Genomic DNA, 17,998 nt, shown 5'->3' with positions numbered 1-17,998 from the left:
TTAGAAATTTGAGTAAAATATTATTAATCGAAGATGAAAAACATATAAGAAAATTTGTTAATATAAGTCTTAAAAGAGAAGGCTTTGAGGTGATAGAAGCTGAAAATGGAGAGTTAGGTATTGAGGAAGTGGCAAAAGAGAGTCCTGATATTGTGATTCTTGATATTATGCTACCGGGTATTGATGGATATCAGGTGTGTGAATTTCTTAAAAAGAATTATCCCCAAATAGGTATAATTATGCTTACAGCTAGGGCTCAAGATACTGATAAAATCATGGGTTTAGAGTTTGGGGCAGATCATTACATAATTAAACCTTTTAATCCACTAGAACTTTTAGCCATAGTGAAATCATTACTTAGAAGAATGAATTTAGGGGATAATCTTAGGGGGAGAGATTTAATTTCAGGAGTATTTAGAATAGATTTAAATAGCAAAACTGTGTATAAAAATAATGATGAGATTGAGTTTACGCCAAAAGAATATTTAATTATGAAGATGTTTATAGAAAATCCCAATAGAGCTTTTAGCAGAGATGAGCTTTTGGATATGGTTTGGGGTTACAATTATATAGGTGAAAATAAAATTATAGATGTAAATATAAGAAGGATTAGAAGTAAGATTGAAGATAATTCTTCTAAGCCTAAATATATTGAAACTGTATGGGGTACAGGATATAAATGGAGGGAAAGCTAAGTGAAGTCCATTAAAAAGAAGATATCAAATAGTTATATAGTGATTATAATAATAACCGTTATAACTATACAAATTATGGGGTATGTAATTATTAAGGGATACTACTATAGTAGTTTAAAGAGCAATATATACGGACAGGTTAAGATTTCGGCTGATTTTTATAATACATATCTATCATCAAATTCCTTAGAGCAAAATATTTTTAATAATGTAGATATGTTTTGGAGTAATACAGATTGTACTGTTCAAATAATTAATTTAGAGGGTAAGGTTATTATGGATTCCTCAGGTGATATACCAAAGAGTAAGCTGTTAACAAAGGAAGTTAAGGAAGCACTTGAGGGACGTAACTCTGCAGAAGCAGCCATACATCAAGGTATTCATACAAGTGAAAACACTATAAGTGTAGCCTATCCACTTTATTATGACACAGCTATATGTGGAGCTTTAAGATTTACATCATCTACAGTGGGAGTAGATAAGAGTGTTGACTCTATACTAATGATGATAATATGGCTAGGGGGAGTAGTAATTCTAGTTTCTTCAACGGTGAGTTTGTTTATATCTTCAAGTATAATGAAACCTCTAAATCAAGTGTGTATAGGTGCAGAGAAGATGGCTAAGGGTAATTTTACCGAGCATATACCGAAGTATTCTAAGGATGAAATAGGAAAACTTGCAGACACTTTAAATTATATGTCCGAAGAGATTCTTAAGAATGAAAGACTAAAGAATGAATTTATTTCTTCTATATCTCATGAATTACGGACTCCACTGACATCTATAAAAGGGTGGGCAATAGTTCTGGAATCCTCCGATTTAGAGGATAAGGAAGAGGTAAGAGATGGACTTAAGATTATTGAGGAAGAAGTTGAAAGACTTACATATTTAGTGGAGGAATTATTAGATTTCTCAAAGTTAATATCAGGAAAGACAACTCTTAGAAAGGAACCTTTAGATATTAGCGAACTTATTGAAAGTATAATAAAGCAGTTAAATCCAAGAGTTTCAAGTCGTGGTATTAATATCGAAGTAATCAAGCCTGCTACTTCAATGGTACAGGTTGATAAAAATAGAATGAAGCAAGTTTTAATAAATATATTAGATAATTCTATAAAATTTTCGCCGAATAACTCTTTGATAAAAGTTAACTTAACAAATGATAGCAAGTATTTGAAGATAGAGATTGAAGATAATGGATATGGGATTTCACAAAAAGATTTACCACATATAAAGGAGAAGTTTTATAAGGGAATAAATATAAATTCTAGCAATGGCATAGGACTTTCTATATGCGATGAAATTGTAGCATTACATGAGGGGAAATTATATGTAGAGAGTGCCTTAAATAAAGGTACTAAGGTAACTATTCTCCTTCCAGGAGGTGGCTCAGTATGAAGAGAATGATAAGTATAATTCTTATAATTATGATTACGGTTATTATTACAGGGTGTGGTAGCTTTAATATTGAAATACAGAGTCCTAATACAAAAACTATCATAGAAGGTCAGTGGCGGGTTAAAGAATATATGCCGGTAAATGAAGATGAAGTTTTAAACTGTGATCTCATTGGAAGCGTGGCAAGCTTTGGTAGCGAAGAGATACTTATGTTTGGTGATGTGTACAATGACATAAAATATAAGGCAAAGGTTGTTGACGGAGAAGAGTATACTTATAAAACATTAGGATTAATTCCAAAGTATTTAAATATAGATCAAGAAGAAATAATTATTGTAACAATAAGCTCAAATAATATATATTTAAATGAAATTATTGTTGTAGATGATTATATATTAATAGTTCAGGGTGAAATTATACTTAAACTAGAGAAAATCAGTGATATTCCTATGGAAAATATTAATGATATATATTACGAAAATAAGGAAGAAGCTGGACATGAAGTTAGTAGTGGTGTACTGCTAGGATTTAAGGCACCTGGAGATGAGGGTACCAATTATAAAACCTTATGGATAACTTATCATGATGGAACTATTGAAAGTAAGGAACTGCCATATATTTTACTGCCAAGGAAGAGTGGTTTTTTTAAAGTAGATAATAAACGGATTTATAATGAAGGTTGGCATTATGACAATATAGAGCTTAAACCTTTAGGTGGAAATGTTATGGAAGAAGTAAATAAGGAGAATCAATTTGATAAAAATGTTGAGTCTGACATAACATTTATTGGGAATGATTACATGAGCGTGAGAAGTGTAGTAAGGGAATCAAATTATAGCAATGAGTGGTTAAATACATTTTTAATAGATATGAATACGAGCAAAGAGAATTCACCAATTGATTTGGGTAAAATAAGTGAACAAAAATCGATAACGGATTTAATTATAACTAGTCCAAACAATTCGAGTGATATATATATTGAAAATATAAATAGATTTACAAACTATGCAATAGAAAGAACTCAGGGAAGATGGTGTTTTTTTACCCTAGGCAATAAAAATAGTACAGTTGATAAAATGCTAGAAGAGGGCCAGGGAATTAAAAAATCTAGAAATGTTGAAATTCCGTTAAGAGTATCAAAGAATATAGCAAGACATGATGAATTATTTATTCCATGGCAAGGAATAAAAAAAGAGGTACCATCAGCAATAGATGCAATCTCTTCACCTAATAAAAATATGGCTATAATAAAAACTAAGTCTAATTTACACGTGTATAAAATTAATAACAATGTTCTAGAAAAAGAACCTGAGATTACTATACCTTTAGAGGCTTATGAAACTATAATTATGGCGGAGTGGGCAATGGGAGAGTATGTTGGGTACTGGACAGATCAGGTAGAGGCATTGCTTAAAGGTAATAAGTAGAAGTGACTTAAAGAAAGAGGCTGTACAAAAATTGAATATGTTTTAACTTGTGTTGAAAGTGGACTTATATTAAATAATGGTTAAGTCCACTTTCAACATTCAGATAAAATATGAGTTAATCATTTTGAGACAGACTCTTTTTCTAAAATTTTTTCTATTAGCTTGTTACTAATAGGGTTAATGGAAAGTATAATTATTGGTACAAGACCTATGTTTTTAGTGTTAATTAAGTGTGTGAGATTTAGTATTAAGAAAATGATGCCAGATATAAGAAATATTATTTGTATTAACCAGATGATTTTTATCTTTGAGCATGTGCTAGAGGGGTATTTGTTTGAAAAAGCCAGATTGCGCATATCACGTAGAGTGTATCGGTTAGGAGTTGGTGATGAACTTATGAATTCATTACCAAAGTTTTTATTAGATTTTGATTTAATAAATGAAAAAGTTGTGATATAAATTATAGGAAGAAGACATAAGAATAAAAATATTATTAAAGCACTTAGAGACTCATACATATGGATTCAACTCCTTGTAACAAATTATAACATAAATATAATAAAGTGGTAGTAGAAAGATTTATATGTAAATCTTTCTACTACCACTAATTTTTAAGCTATATTATTTTAGCTACATCCAGTTGTAGTACCACAATCTTGACAAACCTTACAAGTACCATTCTTCACAAGTTTTGTACTTGAACAAGTTGAACAAGTTTCAGAGTAGATACGTTCTCCTACAATTTCAGTTGTATCTATAGTTACAGATACTTCAGTGTTACGGCTTCTGTATGTTGTAACTTCATTCAGGTCAGGTTTGATTTGGCAACGAGAGTAATCTCCAAGTTCAATATCAATTACCTTACTTATTAAGTCTGAGATTGAACTAACACTCTTAATGTATGGGTGCTTTTGAACAAAGCCATATGGCTCATATTTTTGACCTCTAAGCATTTTAGCAATGTCTGCTGCTGGAACATGGTATTGAAGCATTACAGATATTGATTTTGAAAGAGAGTTTAAAAGTCCAGTTATAATAGTACCTTCTCTATCAGTTGTTATATAAATTTCAGAAATATCACCATTAGCTCTTCTATTTACAGTTGTATAGATTTTAACATCATCTATTTGAGCAGGGTGAGTTGTTCCAACTCTAATACCCATAGGTTTTTCTCTAGTAGAGACGTTAGAGTGCTGTTGTAACTTCTTAGCTGTTTCTAAAAGTTGCTGATAAGTCAGTTGTTCTAAATCAGCATCGTTTTCTTCTTCTAACACAGTATTTAGAGGTTGACTAGCCTTACATCCATCTCTATAAAGAGAAATACCTTTAACTCCAAGTTTCCAAGAATCCATAACTACCTTTTTAAAATCTTCTACAGTAGCGTTCTTAGGAAGGTTTACTGTTTTTGAAACTGAACCAGAAATTAATGGAGTAATGGCAGACATCATTAGAACATGACCCATTGGCATGATATATCTTTCACCACTTCCACACTTGTTTGCAGTATCAAATATATGGATATGCTCTGGCTTAAGGTGTGGAGCACCTTCAATTTTACCATCTACAATTTTTTCATATTCATATCCATTTTCATTAACCATTTCTTTTCTTAAGATATAGTCAACAATATCTTTAATTTCTTCTTCATTGTATCCAAGGTTTGCAAGTGCATCTTGAATTATTGGATTTACGATAGTCATAAATCCTCCACCAGATAATTTCTTGTATATAAAGTGTGAGAAATATGGCTCTATAGAAGTAGCACCACAGTCCATGGCAAAAGAGATTGTTCCTGTTGGAGCAATAACTGATACCTGTGCATTTCTATAACCAAATTGTTCACCTAGAGATATAGCTTCTGACCAAACTTCTTTTAGAAGGCTAGATAACTCAGTTGCTTCTTCTCTCTCAAGAATTTCATGAGCAACTTTAATTGGAGCATAGTGTAAATCTTCATAATCACTATCTAAAGCACCAGCAACTCTTGCATGGTTTCTTATAACTTTTAACATTGAATCCTTATTTATTTCATACTTTTCAAAAGGGCCTACTTTTTCAGCCATACGAGCAGAAGTAGCATAAGAAACTCCTGTAAGTACACCGATAAGACCAGCTGTTAGAGCTCTTGATTCTTCAGAGTCATAAGCATATCCCATTACCATTAATAGGGATGCTAAGTTTGCAATTCCAAGACCTGTAGTTCTAAATAAGTAAGTCTTTCTTGCAATGTCCTCTGTAGGGAATTGACCCCAGTGAACAGAAGATTCTAGCATAAGTTGTAGAAGGGATACCATGTGAACATATCCATCTAAATCAAATACTTTACGATCTTTATCGTAGAATTTATATATATTAATTGAAGCTAGGTTACAAGATGTATCATCAAGGAAAGCATACTCACCACAAGGGTTAGTAGAATTTAATCTATTATGCTTTGCTCCAAGTTCTCCATCTTCGCCACCTGGGCATGTATGCCAAGCGTTGAAGGTATCGTCAAATTGAGGAGCAGGGTCTGCACATTGCCATGAAGCTAAGTTAAAATCATCCCAAAGCTCACTTACCTTAACATCTTTATTGATACTTTCGTCTATTCTTCCTTTTAAAGTTAAAACTTCATCAGGATTCTCAGATAGGTTTTCAACCTTACTCATAAATTCATCACTAAATCTTATTGAGTTGTTACCATTTTGGCCTGAAACAGTTTCATAAGCTTCACCTTCAAAGGAAGCATCATATCCCATTTTTCCTAGGGCACGAACTTTATCTTCTTCTCTAGCTTTCCAATTTATGAATTCAGAAATTTCAGGGTGATCTATATCAAGACAAACCATCTTAGCAGCACGTCTTGTAGTACCACCAGATTTAATTGTTCCTGCATTTCTATCAAAGCCTTTTAAGAAACTCATAACTCCAGAAGACATTCCACCAGCAGAAAGATGTTCATTCTTAGCTCTAAGAGATGAATAGTTAGTTCCACATCCAGAACCACCTTTAAATAGTTTAGTCTCAGTTACATATTGCTCAGAAATTGAGTGAGCTCCTAGAAGTTTATCTTCTATAGAAAGTATGAAGCAAGCCGAAGCTTGAGTTCTAGTATAGTTATCCACAGCTTTAACAACTTCTTCTATTTTTTCGTCATAATAGAAATGACCTTGATGCTCACCAGCAATATCATAAGAAAGTTTAAGTCCAGTGTTAAACCATTGTGGAGAGTTTGGGGCATACATTTGATTTAAGAAACAATAAACTAATTCATCATATAGTATTGTAAACTCTTCTTCAGTTGTTATTAAGCCTTCATCTTTTAATGATTCACACCAAAAATTAACTAGTCTGTGTGCAACCATTTTAAGGCTGTTTTCATATCCAACTTCGTTAGGAACTAGAGCTCTTTTAAAATATTTAGACGCAATTATGTCACAAGCATTTTGAGAATAATCCACGGGAAATTCTAAGTCATGCATATCCACAAGTACGGTACCTTTTTTATAATCCTTAAGTACTACATCAACTTTTTTCCACTTAAATAAGTCATATACAGTAAGGTCTTTATTGGTTTCAAGTTCTTTAGTATAGTATCTTTTAATCATATTATTTATATTTTCCATTATAAAAGCTAATCACATAAATCAATGATTAGCAATTCACCCCCTAAATAGTTTATACACTATATATTGTGTCTCGAATGTGCATTAGCACTATATGTTGTATTATATTATAAAAAAAATTTATAATCAATATTGAATTTACATCTAAAGTGTGCTTATAAATTGTGAAAATTATTCTTGAATTTAATATATTTCATAAAAATACAAGGTAAGCAAAGGCTTATATAGAGATTACAAATTATATTATAGTTTAATAATGGGATAGCACAAAAAAAATAAAATAGTTTACATTATTATTTGGTGAAAAAAGGGGAAAGAATATTTTTCTACACAATAAGAGATAAAATTATGGTATGATTATGTATAGGGTAAAATTACAATTTAGAATTTAAAATCAGTATAGAATATTTAATGGATTTTAATAAATTAAATGTGAAAATTTAGTTAGGAATATATATGTGTGAAGATAATAAATGTTTATTTTATTTATCTAGAATACAGTTAATATGAGTATGAATAAGGATGGGATGATAAAATGATAAAGACTGTTAAGGGAAAAACACCAAAGATAGATGATTCATGTTTTATAGCGGAAAATGCAACAGTAGTAGGGGATGTAACTATAGGTGCAGGATCTAATATATGGTACAGTGCGGCGATAAGAAGTGATATGGATACTACAATTATAGGGAAAAATACTAATATCCAAGAAAATTCAACAGTACATGATGATTTTGGAATCTCAACTACTATAGGGGATAATGTAACGATAGGTCATAACTGTATTATCCATGGATGTACTGTAGGAAATAATGTTTTAGTTGGAATGGGTTCAATTGTATTAAATGGAGCAGAAATTGGCGAGAATACTATTATAGGGGCGGGAAGTCTTGTAACTCAAAACAAGAAGATTCCATCAGGAGTTCTTTGTATAGGTAGTCCAGCTAAGGTAGTTAGAGAGCTTACAACAGAAGAAATTGAATCAATAAGGACATCTGCTATTCACTATGTGGAGCTTGCACAAGAACATAAGTAAATTTAAAATTAAAAATTTGAAATTTGAAAGTTTAAAGTTAAGGATTCTCTCCTTTATTTTAAACTCTAAATTATACATTCTTAATTAAAAGTATATATACCATAAAAAATATTTATAAATTTAATCATGGGGGGATTGTTTTGATAAAATTAGATGCAATAAAAAACATGACTATGGAACAAAAATATAAGTATATGTTAATTGTTTTAGAGGGACAGCTAAGTTCAGAGAAGGATATCTACGCTAATATTTCTAATGCATCCGCTATTATATACGCTATAATGGATAAACTAAATTGGAGTGGTTTTTATTTTCTTAGAAATGAAGAGTTAGTACTTGGGCCATTTCAAGGAATGCCAGCTTGCAACAGGATAGCTATTGGTAAAGGTGTATGTGGAACGGCTGTAGCTGAGAAAAAGATTCAAAGAATAGGAAATGTACATGAGTTTCCAGGGCATATTGCCTGTGATTGTGCATCTAAATCTGAGATTGTACTTCCTTTAATAAAGGATGATATTGTTTATGGAGTACTAGACTTAGATAGCTATGAATTTAATACATTTACGGAATTAGAAGAGCAGTACTTAACAAAGTTTGTAGAGAAGCTTAACAAGTATATTGATTGGAATGAATTATAGACTTTAACACTATGGGTTAAAGGTATAAGGCATCTTTTAAAAATAAAGTAAGAAAATAAGGAGAATTTGAATGATTGAATTAGGAAAAATAAATAAACTAGAGGTAGTAAGAAGCTGTGAGTTTGGATACTATCTTGATGGTAAGGGACAGAGTACTTCAGAAGATATACTAATACCAACAAGAAGCATAGTGGGAAGTATAGATATTGGGGACGAGATAGAAGCCTTTATATACAAGGATTCTAAAGATAGACTTATTGCTACAATGAAAAAAGTAGAAGCATACGTTGGTGATGTAGCTTATCTAGAAGTTGTAGATAAGTCTATAATAGGAGCTTTCGTAAAAATAGGAATTGAAAGAGACGTTTTTGTACCATTTAAAGAAGCGGCATATGAGCTAGAAGTTGGGAAGAGCTATTTATTCTATTTATATGTAGATAAAACTAACAGAATAGCTGCTACAACAAAAGTAGACCAACATCTTCATGACACTAGTACCTATGATATAGGGCAAGAAGTAGAAGGTGTAGTTTATGGAAGACATACAAATGGTAACTTAGTAATTGCCATCGATAATATATTTAGAGGTATCATCTTAAGAAATGAATACTTTAATGAAATTGAAATGGGTGAAAAGATTAAAGTAAGGGTAAAACAATACTTTGATGATGGTAAGACAGAGGTTACTGCAAGAAAGCCACGTCTTGAAGAAATGGGTGAACTTGAAGAAGTTATCATGAACTACCTAAAGAAAAACCAAGGTGCTATGAGCTTTAACGACAAAAGTAATCCAATGGATATCAAGAAATATTTTAAAGCCAGCAAGAATGGATTTAAAAGGGCTCTTGGAGCACTAATGAAAAAAGGTCTTATAGAGCAAGATGAGGCAGGAACTAGATTAAAGTAATAAATAAAGATATTAAAGAGCAAATAGATAGATATGGAATAGAGATTTATTCTAAATAAAAATAAACTAGGATGAAGTGAAATTCACTTTAGCCTAGTTTGTTTTATAGATTAAGACTACATTATTTATTATTCTTTCTCCATTCATATTCATTTAGACTTTTGTTAATGGCATTATATATAATATGGGAACTTTCTTTTATAGCATGTTTTACTGCTAGTTTAATAATAAAGTAGGGGATAAGGGCAAGAATGGCGATTAAAGGTAAGAAAAATAGTATGGACAGTATATTTCCCAAATTAACAGCTCCTTTATTAAATAATAATTTATATACATAACTTTTTTATTTTAGGCATCTGAAAATAAATAATAACTCAAAATAGTCGAGGATACTGACTTATTTATTTTTTAAAGATGCCTTATAGGGTCTGAATTAAAAATAGTGAAAAAATAATAATGCCCATAATTCCAGAGAATCTATAAATGGACACGCTAAAACTTTCAGGGGGTAGTTCATTCAAGACGAGCATTACTCTTATAGTATTTATTATCTTTAGTGGTTTAAAGGTTATACATAGACTTAGTAGAATCATAATGATGCAGATAACTCTAGGGATAATCATATGAAAATTACCTCCATTTTAAATTACGCTTTAAAAATATCTAAAATAGTACTATAATAATTATAACATTTTGCAAACTTATTATGTATTATTTGGATATAATTGTTTGGATGTGTTTGATATTTGTACATATATGTTACAATTAAATTTATACATTTAATTTTTGAAAATCCAATAAGGGTTTTAGTTCTTCAACTATAATTTTAAATTTTAAATTTTAAATTTTAAATTTTAAATTTTGAATTTAAATTGTATAGTCTTAATTACAATTTATATATAATAGAAAAAAGGTGATAAAATTTGAAAACAAGGGAAATGACAGAGGCGGCTATGCTATCAGCACTATTTGTGGTGATGAGTGTAATAGCTATAACTACAGGTATTGGATATTCTCTATACTTAGATATGGTAGTTCCTATAATTATTGGACTTATTTATTTGAGATGTGGATTTAAATATGCAGTTTTATCTGCTATAACTTCACTTCTTATAATAATATTAGGATTAGGGGATATGATATCAGCAATCTGGATGAGTCAAAGTGTATTACTAGGGTTTATGTGTGGAATCTTCATAGAAAAGGATACACCTGGAATAGACGATATAGTTTATTGCTCTATATTTGGGTGTGTTTTAATGATATTTATAGATATATACTTTTCAGCTTTAACAGGGATTAGTTTTATAAAAGAAGCTCAAGGATATGCTGCATACTTGGCAAATGAATTTATAAAACCACAAGTTATTGTTTATAGTCTTGTAGCTTGTTTACCAGTGGGAACTGTGGCAGTAACCTATGTTGGGATTTTAGTATTAGGTAATAAACTTAAACTATTAAAACAGTATGGTAAAAGAAAATTTACTATAGTCAAAAATTTTAGGAAATATGGATACTATCTTTGTAGTTCAAAAAGTCTTATTTTTGTAGGACTTATATATTTAATAGGCTTAGAAATACTAGGATTATTAAATTACACTACTGATATTACCTATATTGTTACGGTAGTGATGGCAGTAAAATATATGTTTTTATATGTGATTATTAAAGATGCGTATTCATTTATAGGTAAATATATATATGTAAAAACTAAATCAAAGAAAATGCTTAGGATAGTTATGCTAGGAAGCTTAGTTATGCTAGTTGTCAGCTTTAGAATAACCTCATATGCAATGATATTATGGAGTAGTTACATAAATTTATCTCTAGGAATGAGAGCAAAACAGATAAAGATGTTAGAAGACCAGATTTTATTAGGATAATAAATTAGTAATATAAATTAGGAGTAATAAGTCAAGGATGCGAAGGATATTTTAAGCACCACAAGGTAATAGGTTATTTATATACCCTCTTAAACAAGTATAGTTAAAATCTATATTTGCTTAGGAGGGTATTTTTTTATAAAATATGGATGGTGATTTTGAGTATTATGAGATAGTGCATGATTATTATTTTGAAATTGAGATGTTTAATTTTCATTCAAAAGTCTATTACCTAAAGCATTTAATTCTTCACATGGCTCATATTTTGTTCTATAAGACACCTGATTTATGAGAATAAAGGGGTTAAATGCTCCGATATTTAAAGTAGCTCCACTTTTTAGGGTTAAAGTGTATTGAATAAGCTGTCCATAATATTGAGTGTTTGAAGGATCTTCCTCATAGGTCACAACTTTATTTAATATCTCAACAACTTCTTTAATATCTTCGGCATCTTTAATTTCTAAGGTTTTCTCGGGAATGCCTACGTATAAACTGATTTTTTCAACTTCAGTAGCTTTCAAATCTTTGAAAGGCAGATCACTAGAAGCCAGTGGGTTTTCAACAGAAATTAAGAGTAGCGTTTCACCATTAATTAGTTTAGCTATATATTCAATGTTATGACCTTTAGTTTGTTTTAGTATATCAGCAACTATATAGTCAGTTATTTTTCTATCATCAGGGCTTGAAAATTTATCCCTTGTAGAATCAATAAGAAGTTTAGTATTTCCATTAGAAATAATCATGTCACTTATTATGGCATCACCTTCATCAGTGTAGCCTGTTAGCCTTATCATATCATCATTTTTATTATTAAAACTTTCGAGGAAGTCATCAAAATTTTCTGTGTTGGAAATATTGCCAAGGACATTAACAACATCTCCGTTTTTTATAGCTAATTCAAATGGATATTCCTTTGGTAAAGTACTAAGTTCTTTATAAGGTGATGACTGAGTAAAGGAAATACTGTTACTATCATGGGTTTTATAAAGATAGTAGTGATTTTTTGTTAAAACTGCAATATGGGATTCACTATTATATCCTTTAATTTCAAAGAATTTAGTGCCTATGTCTAAAAATCCCGCTTCACCATTTTCAGATTCAGGAGGTTTCTTTCCAGTTACTTCAGTAGGTGCAATTTTTGAAACTTCTCCAATTTCATTACCGATATATTCATTTGGGACTATTGTATTAGTATTTTCATAGGATATGTCATTCCATTTAACGAAGTCAATCCAGTCAATAGCAATAACATTATTTCTCGAACAACCAATAAAGGTTAAAGAAACAACGATAAAGAGCAGTAAAGTTAAAAGTTTATACTTTTTCATGTAATCCCTCCTATTTTTATCAATATTAATAAACAAAATAACTTGGCAGAATAAGTTTAGAACGGATATAGCTAATTAATAAGGGTCCAACACCTTGAATTCATATCTTTAATGTTATTTTTTATTAGAAAACATTACTTGTGTTTTTCAATCAATGACTTTAAATCCTCTATGAATTTATCATCTCTTCGAAGCTTCATTTTATCATCATATGAGTTTTCCATAGAAGTTTCGGAATCCATTACCACATCTACAGTTTTATCATTTATCAGACTTTGCCAACCATCATGAAATAAATATTCATTGTCTAGAGTTACCTCAATCTGTGGTGCAAATTGATAGGTAATACCATATTTGCCATCACGGGTTATATCACCCTCGGCATAATCATCAAGGTAATATAGAATAGTTTCACCAGCATCGTATAGAGGAAGAATATATTGCCTGTTTACCTTTAGGTTAAGTAGAGGTTCATCAGTAAAGTAGCAACCATTGAAACATAGATTTTCAATTTTTATAACGTCACCAACTTTAACATCACTATCATTGTAATATAGTTCATCAATCCTAACTTCATAGACAATGGTTTTATCAAATTTATGCAATCGTCCATTTGGTTCAAACTTATCACTATAGGTATCATATTTATAATCTTTGAAGTAGATATCAAGGAGAGTTACCTTACTCATTATAGAAATATCCTTTAGAAAATTTTCTGAAAAGGCTGCTATAGATAGAGAGACACCACCAAATTCCATACTAATATAATCATTCTTAGATGTATCTGATAAATCCTCTAAGGGCGCAAAATTTAGTTTACTATAATTCACAGGAGACTTGTCAAAGATTTTAGATGAATCCTCTGAGGTGGTATTGGAATTATCATTCGTATTATTTTCTAGATTATTATTAGATAAAGCTGAATCGGAACTTTTTTTAGCGGTAATATTTGAAATAAAACCTATGCCAAGAGCTAATATTAGCATAGCAGCTATTCCAGAAAAACCTTTCACATATCTAGAATTTAAAGATTTTCTTTTATTAGAATTAATAGGGTTAGAATCGCTTGATGAAATACTCACTATATTAGGCATGTCTGAAGAGTTAGTATCAGTAGTTGATTTAGTATCACCATTAGAATAGTCCATAGAAGTAGTATATTTATCAAGATCACTATACTTGTCAGTAATAGTTAAATTAGTATCATCAGAACATAGGCTATCAGACTTTTTATCAATTTCCTTGCTTATTTTATTCCATAAATCTGGTGTATTTGATTTTGAAATGTTGATAATGTTTTGTTTTAACTTATCTTCACTTAATTTCTTCATATTCATATCTCCTCAACTTATTAATAGCATTTTGATATTGCCAGGTTATGGTGCCAAGAGGTTTATTTAAAATACGACTAATTTCCTTAAATGTTAAATCACCTAATATGCGCATATTAATAACTTGTCTTTCAGCATCCTTAAGATTATTAAGAGCATCCTCAAAAATAATTTTGTGATGAATATTATTTTCAAAGGAATTTTCATTCAGACACCCTTCTTCAAAAAATTCAGAAGTCAAGACTTCACTCTTATTTTTCCTAAGAAAATCAATGGACATATTATGGGCTATGGTTATAAGCCATGATTTATGTTTATAGCTAAAATCATAGAGTTTTGATTTGTCCCATAGTTTTATAAAAAAATCAGAGGTGATATCCTCAGCATTTTCTTTATTCTTCACAATAGACAGAACTACAGAATATATTACAGTAATATACTCTTTATAGATTTTTTCAAGACCTGATTTATCATCGGCTTGTATAAGTTTGATGCTAGCTTCAAATTCTACATTAGTCATTTTTTTCACCTCTCTCTTAATATACGTTTGAGGAATAGAATTTTTATGGGAAATTTAAGAAATATTTATAGTCTAATCATATAAGAGTAGAGAGAAAATATAAAGGTGAAATGTTCAAATGAGTAAGTTATTGTAGTAAAATAAAAGATTCGATTCTCACTTAAATGTTAATTTAATTGTAATTTTTGAATTCTTTATATTAGGGTATAATAGTAATATAACAACAAAGAAGAATATGGAGGAAAAATGATTGATAAATTAAGCGTTATGGCAGTTATGATACCAGCAGTAGCAATTGTTGGGGTACCACTTTATTATGATAATAATAGGTTAACTACATCAAGATATAATATAACGTCCACGAAAATACCATCGGCCTTTGAGGGATTTAAAATTCTACAACTATCTGATTTACATTCGAAGAGTTTTGGAAAAGAAAATCATAGGCTAATTAATGATATAGATAAAGAAAATCCAGATATTATTGTTATGACAGGAGATATGGTTAATTCAAGGGACAATAATTTTGATATATTTATAAATTTAGCAAAAATCATTGCAGAAAAATATGAAGTATATTTTGTTCTAGGAAATAATGAACAAAAGTTAGATAATGATAAAAATGATTTTCTTATGAAGAAGTTAAGACAAATTGGGGTAAAGATATTGAACAATAGAAAGGTGAAATTAACGAAAGGAAGTAATACAATTAACCTCTATGGTATGTGGTTTAGTCTTTCTTATTATAGAGATATGAGTAGTGAATATTCTAAGGATATTTATTTTAAGGAAGAAAATATGAAAAATATATTAGGCATATGCAATGATAAAGAGTACAACATTTTACTTACACATAATCCTCTTTACTTTGATACCTATGCAAAATGGGGAGCAGATTTAATAATTGCAGGGCATGTTCATGGAGGTTTAATTAGACTACCACTTTTAGGAGGACTTTTATCACCAGAGAGAAAGTTTTTCCCGAAATATAGTGCGGGAGAGTATTCAATTGAAGGTAGCAAACTAATTTTAAATACAGGGTTAGGTAGTAAAATTATTATTCCAAGAGTATTTAATAGACCGGAGATTTCAGTAATTACTTTACTAAGTGATAATATATTATAGGTTAATTATATATGGTGCTATGTAATTTTATATTCTAGGAAAATAATTGTAATAATGTATTATAAGTTAATTATATATGAGGGTATGGATAGAATATATTTCGTCCATACCCTTAATGTTTCAGGATATATATTCGAATTAAGAATATGAAATTTATAATTTAAGATGGAGGAAAAATTTTAATAAATTTTCAAAGAATAAAACGTATTAATTAATCCTCAGTTGTAAATCGAAATGCAACCCTTCCGACACCAACTAGGTTGTATTAATTAATCGATTACGAGATATATATTAATAACAAATAAAAATATATTGAAAAACAATAAAATTACTTTACATATAATGTAATCAGTGATAATATAAAATAGAGGTGATAAACTTGAAAAATATTTTATTTAGAAAAATACTTTATGTTATAGCAGTTTTATCAACAGTTATAACCATAGTTGGTGGAATTACACTACCTGTGCTAGTGAATTGTTATACAAAAAATATGTTAAGTATTGGATTAAAAGAAGGAATTGGAATTATAGTGTTTTTATATATAACATATGTTCCGTTTTTAATAATACTTATGTCAGTTATGAGATTAAGCAAAAGATTGCTTCAAGGGAAGCCATTTTGCAAGGAAAGTATTAAGGAGCTTAAGATAATTAGTATATGTTCATTTATAGATTTTATTGTATATTTTATTGGTGCAGTATTTATTTATAGAAATCTACTTTCATTAGCTATAATGTTTTCAGCTTTAATGGTATTTATTATTTCTTCTATAGTTAGGGAGCTTATAGGCAATGGGATTGAGCTTCAAGAAGAAATAGATCTTACTATATAAAGGCGGTGGACTAAGTGATAATTGTAAATTTAGATGTAATGATGGCAAAGAGAAAAATGAGCTCCACTGAACTTTCAGAGAAGGTTGGAATAACCATGGCAAACCTATCAATTCTTAAAAATTGTAAGGCTAAGGCTATTAGGTTTACAACTTTGGATGCTATATGTAAGGCATTAGATTGCCAACCAGGGGATATTTTAGAATATAGAAATGAGGAAGGGGCTTAAGGGTTCGGGGGTGTTAAAGTGCGGCTGAAAAAAATCTTGATTAATATAGCAATTGTGATAAGTGTAGGTATACTATGTTACATGGTTATAAAGACAAGCCCAAAGATGAGGGTAGCATTATTTCCAACACAGATAGAAACTATAGAATGTAATTGGAAAATTAAGTTACCTAAGCCTAATGAGAAAAAACTATTAAAGAATACTAGAGGTAAGTTTCATGGCGAAGGCGATGAGATTAATGAATTCATATATAAGGATGAAAAAGACATAAAGTATTTAAATAACTCTTTTCAATGGTTTGGATATGAGGAAATACCAACGAAGATGACTTACGATGTAGTAATGTTACTGCGTGGTATGGATGGTATTAAAGAAAAAGATTTTAATGGATCGGTTGATAAGACGAACACTGTAATTCGAGGATTAAATAAAGAGGCTAAGTATTTTTATAAAAAGAAACTTAACAATAATGATGATATTATCCTATTAATATTAGAAGGTAATAAATTGACTATATACGAATCCTATATGTAGAGATGATGATAAATAATTTCATGGAGGAGTAAATATGAAAAACAGGGAGTTTATTAACTTTTCTTTAAAAAGATGTGTGAAGATTAATGTAGTTACATCATTTATATTTGTTGCTATGGTAAAATTCATGTTGTCTTTTAGTCAATGGGTATTTAAAATTCAGGAGAAAAGATTTGGTGAAAGTGGCGTAGAGAATGATATTATATTTTTAGTATTTGTACTTGGATTTATAATTATGGCTGTAGTTATGAGTGTCTATTCTATGATAGTTCCAATGGTAATTAGAATTTATAAGAACTTTTATAATAATTTTACTTCACTAATAGGAATTATCCTATGTAATTTTGGGGTTGCAATATTTCTATATAAACTTTATAAAAGTATACTAATTTCATCAATATATTTAGTGTTAGCACTAGGGGGAACATATATAAACTTAACTTTGAAATATAGCAGTATAAAATCAAGAGAAATATGATATTTGTTAAATGTAAAAGGAGCATTCC

Annotated in this window: 17 protein-coding genes; 13 read left to right on the top strand and 4 right to left on the bottom strand. The window is 29.9% G+C overall.

What is annotated here, in order from left to right:
* The first annotated feature begins 8 nt into the window (after positions 1 to 8).
* The 4 genes from RSA29_RS00340 to RSA29_RS00325 all read left to right on the top strand — a co-directional run bounded on the left by RSA29_RS00340 (position 9) and on the right by RSA29_RS00325 (position 3,979).
* Positions 9 to 695 carry a response regulator transcription factor gene (locus tag RSA29_RS00340; protein ID WP_346941881.1) on the top strand — a complete coding sequence of 229 codons (687 nt, stop codon included), beginning with the start codon at positions 9 to 11 and terminating at the stop codon, positions 693 to 695.
* Entirely contained in the window at positions 696 to 2,093 is a 1,398-nt protein-coding gene (locus RSA29_RS00335; protein WP_346941882.1) for a HAMP domain-containing sensor histidine kinase, read from the top strand.
* Positions 2,090 to 3,520 (top strand): hypothetical protein, encoded by a 1,431-nt coding sequence (locus RSA29_RS00330; protein ID WP_346941883.1) that lies wholly within the window; start codon positions 2,090 to 2,092, stop codon positions 3,518 to 3,520. The genes RSA29_RS00335 and RSA29_RS00330 overlap by 4 nt, the downstream gene beginning before the upstream one ends.
* 234 nt (positions 3,521 to 3,754) lie before the next feature.
* Positions 3,755 to 3,979, top strand: coding sequence for a hypothetical protein (locus RSA29_RS00325; protein WP_346941884.1), 225 nt, complete (start codon positions 3,755 to 3,757; stop codon positions 3,977 to 3,979).
* Between the two features lie 167 nt (positions 3,980 to 4,146).
* On the opposite strand, the gene RSA29_RS00320 is transcribed toward RSA29_RS00325, so the two are convergent.
* A complete protein-coding gene (locus RSA29_RS00320) occupies positions 4,147 to 7,128 on the bottom strand; it encodes a vitamin B12-dependent ribonucleotide reductase (RefSeq protein WP_346941885.1) in 2,982 nt (993 codons plus the stop codon).
* 535 nt (positions 7,129 to 7,663) lie between these two features.
* Here RSA29_RS00320 and RSA29_RS00315 point away from each other — a divergent pair.
* The 4 genes from RSA29_RS00315 to RSA29_RS00300 all read left to right on the top strand — a co-directional run bounded on the left by RSA29_RS00315 (position 7,664) and on the right by RSA29_RS00300 (position 11,592).
* A complete protein-coding gene (locus tag RSA29_RS00315; protein WP_346941886.1) occupies positions 7,664 to 8,164 on the top strand; it encodes a gamma carbonic anhydrase family protein in 501 nt (166 codons plus the stop codon).
* Between the two features lie 140 nt (positions 8,165 to 8,304).
* A complete protein-coding gene (locus RSA29_RS00310) occupies positions 8,305 to 8,802 on the top strand; it encodes a GAF domain-containing protein (RefSeq protein ID WP_346941887.1) in 498 nt (165 codons plus the stop codon).
* A 70-nt stretch (positions 8,803 to 8,872) separates the two neighbouring features.
* Positions 8,873 to 9,709 (top strand): S1-like domain-containing RNA-binding protein, encoded by an 837-nt coding sequence (locus RSA29_RS00305; protein WP_346941888.1) that lies wholly within the window; start codon positions 8,873 to 8,875, stop codon positions 9,707 to 9,709.
* A gap of 923 nt (positions 9,710 to 10,632) precedes the next feature.
* The gene (locus tag RSA29_RS00300) at positions 10,633 to 11,592 is read left to right on the top strand and encodes a DUF2232 domain-containing protein (protein WP_346941889.1); all 960 of its coding nucleotides are present in this window, start codon (positions 10,633 to 10,635) and stop codon (positions 11,590 to 11,592) included.
* A 206-nt stretch (positions 11,593 to 11,798) separates the two neighbouring features.
* On the opposite strand, the gene RSA29_RS00295 is transcribed toward RSA29_RS00300, so the two are convergent.
* The 3 genes from RSA29_RS00295 to RSA29_RS00285 form a co-directional block, all read right to left on the bottom strand.
* Positions 11,799 to 12,920: a DUF4362 domain-containing protein gene (locus RSA29_RS00295; protein ID WP_346941890.1), complete on the bottom strand. Its 1,122-nt coding sequence runs from the start codon at positions 12,918 to 12,920 to the stop codon at positions 11,799 to 11,801.
* Positions 12,921 to 13,054: 134 nt separating this feature from the next.
* Complete coding sequence (locus RSA29_RS00290; protein ID WP_346941891.1) at positions 13,055 to 14,251, bottom strand: hypothetical protein; 1,197 nt, start codon at positions 14,249 to 14,251, stop codon at positions 13,055 to 13,057.
* Complete coding sequence (locus RSA29_RS00285) at positions 14,235 to 14,771, bottom strand: sigma-70 family RNA polymerase sigma factor (protein ID WP_346941892.1); 537 nt, start codon at positions 14,769 to 14,771, stop codon at positions 14,235 to 14,237. Before RSA29_RS00285 ends, RSA29_RS00290 begins: the two co-directional genes overlap by 17 nt.
* A gap of 246 nt (positions 14,772 to 15,017) precedes the next feature.
* Here RSA29_RS00285 and RSA29_RS00280 point away from each other — a divergent pair, with 246 nt between their 5' ends.
* From RSA29_RS00280 to RSA29_RS00260, 5 genes are all read left to right on the top strand, one after another.
* A complete protein-coding gene (locus RSA29_RS00280) occupies positions 15,018 to 15,896 on the top strand; it encodes a metallophosphoesterase (protein WP_346941893.1) in 879 nt (292 codons plus the stop codon).
* A 379-nt stretch (positions 15,897 to 16,275) separates the two neighbouring features.
* Entirely contained in the window at positions 16,276 to 16,731 is a 456-nt protein-coding gene (locus RSA29_RS00275) for a DUF2975 domain-containing protein (protein WP_346941894.1), read from the top strand.
* 38 nt (positions 16,732 to 16,769) lie between these two features.
* Positions 16,770 to 16,958, top strand: coding sequence for a helix-turn-helix transcriptional regulator (locus RSA29_RS00270; RefSeq protein WP_346941962.1), 189 nt, complete (start codon positions 16,770 to 16,772; stop codon positions 16,956 to 16,958).
* 18 nt (positions 16,959 to 16,976) lie between these two features.
* A complete protein-coding gene (locus RSA29_RS00265) occupies positions 16,977 to 17,492 on the top strand; it encodes a hypothetical protein (RefSeq protein WP_346941895.1) in 516 nt (171 codons plus the stop codon).
* Between the two features lie 34 nt (positions 17,493 to 17,526).
* On the top strand, positions 17,527 to 17,970 hold the full coding sequence (locus RSA29_RS00260) for a hypothetical protein (protein ID WP_346941896.1): 444 nt from the start codon (positions 17,527 to 17,529) through the stop codon (positions 17,968 to 17,970).
* Positions 17,971 to 17,998: the final 28 nt, after the last annotated feature.

The organism is Clostridium sp. (assembly GCF_036660475.1).
Classification (GTDB): domain Bacteria; phylum Bacillota; class Clostridia; order Clostridiales; family Clostridiaceae; genus Clostridium_J.
This window is presented reverse-complemented; position numbering and strand designations above follow the sequence as displayed.